This is a genomic window from Streptomyces nanshensis (assembly GCF_001751255.1).
GTDB lineage: Bacteria > Actinomycetota > Actinomycetes > Streptomycetales > Streptomycetaceae > Streptomyces > Streptomyces nanshensis_A.
On record NZ_LJGW01000335.1, the window covers coordinates 5,688 to 7,920 of the forward strand.

Consider the following 2,233-nt stretch of genomic DNA (forward strand, 5'->3'; position numbering starts at 1 on the left):
ACGGCGGCGGCTGCCGCGACGGGGACGGCGACACCGGAGTCGGCGAACCGGTCCCGTGCTCACTCTTGTGCGGCGCGGGGGAGCGTCCGCCGCCCGTGGGCCCGGCGGCGGTCGTGCCCGTACGGCCGCCTGCCGCGCTGGCCGCCGGGTCGCCGCCGGTGCCGGAGCCCAGGAAGTACACCCCGGCCGCCAGCACGGCGGCGGCCACCACCACCCATCGAACACGTATCCGGTTCAGGGTCACCATGGGCGGGCGCCTCCCGAGTAACCGGTCGTGCGCACCTGCTCGATGCGTACGCGGGTGCCGGGCTTGGCCGCGTTGATCATCCGCCCGCCGCCGAGGTAGATGCCCACGTGGTCGATCGACGCGTCGATGCCGGGCATGAACCCGAAGAAGACCAGGTCACCCGGCCTGAGTGCGGAGATGCCGTCGGCGGCCGGGACGCGGCGGCCGACGCCCGCCTGCTGCGAGGCGATGCGGGGCAGACGGATCCCGCCGCGGGCGTAGGCGTACTGCGTCAGCCCGGAGCAGTCGAACCCGGCGATGCCGGCGCCGGACTTGCCGCCGGGGGAGCAGCAACTCCCGCTGCTCGGCCCGTCCGGTCCGCCGCCGCCCCACGAGTAGGGACGGCCAAGCATGCCCATCGCCGCGTCGATGACGGTCTTCGCCTTGCCGGTGGCCTTCACCGCAGTCTTCGGGTCCTGCCGGGCGGTCTTCTTGTAGTGGCCGATCCAGCCGGTGACCTCCTGTACGTACTGCGAGGAGTGGTTGTAGGAGAGCACCGCCTGCTTGAGCTGGGCGGGCCGGCTCAGATCGCGCTTGCCGTGATCCGTCAGGTACACGGCGGCCGCGAGCGCCGCGTCGTCGACGTTCTGCGGGTCCTTGCGGCCGTCGCCGTTGCCGTCCTGACCCACGCGCGCCCAGGTGGAGGGCAGGAACTGCATCGGGCCGACGGCGCGTTCGCCGTGCGGGTCGCCGTCCAGGCGGCCGCCGTCGGTGTCCGCCATCGCCGTGGTGTTGCCGCCCACGCCGGAGCCGGACAGCCGCGGCCCGTAGATCGGTGTGGCCAGGGTGCCGTCCGCACGGACCTTGTGCCCGCTCGCCGTCCCCCCGGACTCGACCTTCGCGATGCCGGCGAGCACGGACCAGTCGAAGCCCTTCAGGCTCGGGTACCGCTCGGCGAGGCTCTTCTCCGCGGCCTGGTAGGCGACCAGCAGCCGCCCCGGCACACCGGCGACCGCCGCCACCGCACCGGTCACGCTCGACTTCACGTCCGTGACCGCGTCGATCGCGATCACCCCCAGCGGCACACCAAACAGAAGCAGGGCGAACGCAACCGCCAGGCACCCCCACCTCTTCAGCCGCCGCTTCACCGGCCTCATCGCCCGCCGCGCCACGAGCGTGGCCAACGGCGTCACCAGCGGCCTCCGTCGTCCGGGGGCGGCGGCGGAGCATCATCCGGCGGCGGCGGATCCGCCCACCCCGCCCGGCCGTCCCCGCCGCCGTACGGGTCGGAGAGCACCTCACCGGTGATGCTGTCGACGATGATGCCGCCGGGCTCCTGGCGGGTCCTCACCCCCCACGCCTCGGACGGCGACATCCCGCCGTCCCACGTCGGCTCGGGGGACGCCTCCCGCCGCTCCCGGCGGGGGCCGCTCCACGCGCCCTCCGGCCACGACTCCGGGTCGATGCGGTCGCCCCAGTGCGAGGGCGGGGGCCCGCCGGTGTCGGCGGGACGCGGCGGCGGCTCGTACTCGTCCGGCTCGAAGCGCGTCCACGCGCGGCTGACCGGCGCCCCGGACTCGCTACGCTGCCGCATCGCCTCCGCGGACAGGAACGGCCGCGTCACCGTCTCGTAGCTGCGCCGCAGCGGCTCGGAGGTCATCTCCTCGATGTGCTGCCGCCCTTCGCGGGAGTCGTGCTCCCAGGCGGAGATCTTCTTCTCGTAGTGCGCCAGATGACGGTCCAGCCGCGCCCCGTACTCGCTGCGCTTGGCGGGAAGCCGGTTGACCAGGGCCGGGAAGCCGACGGTGGAGTGCCAGGCGACGCGTCCGGCGCCGAGCGCGACGCGTCCGCCGCGGGTACGGGCGATCCGCTGCCGCAGCCGCTGCCCCGCCGGGACGAACCCGTCCTGGCCGTCACCGCCCGGGCCGTCACCGCCCGGGCGGCCCTGGGAGATGACGCGGCCGGTCTTCCCGTCCACGACCGTGCCGCCGCCCTGCACGCCGGGCG

General features: G+C 74.8%; 1 protein-coding gene and 2 pseudogenes. All 3 read right to left on the bottom strand.

Annotation, left to right across the window (positions count from 1 at the left end; genetic code table 11):
* Positions 1-247: pseudogene (locus tag AN218_RS36850) on the bottom strand (hypothetical protein); the annotation flags it as partial.
* Positions 241-1,419: a C40 family peptidase gene (locus AN218_RS19910; protein ID WP_244900542.1), complete on the bottom strand. Its 1,179-nt coding sequence runs from the start codon at positions 1,417-1,419 to the stop codon at positions 241-243. The gene AN218_RS19910 and the pseudogene AN218_RS36850, both read right to left, overlap by 7 nt.
* Positions 1,416-2,233, bottom strand: a pseudogene (locus AN218_RS36855) (hypothetical protein); the annotation flags it as partial. The pseudogene AN218_RS36855 and the gene AN218_RS19910, both read right to left, overlap by 4 nt.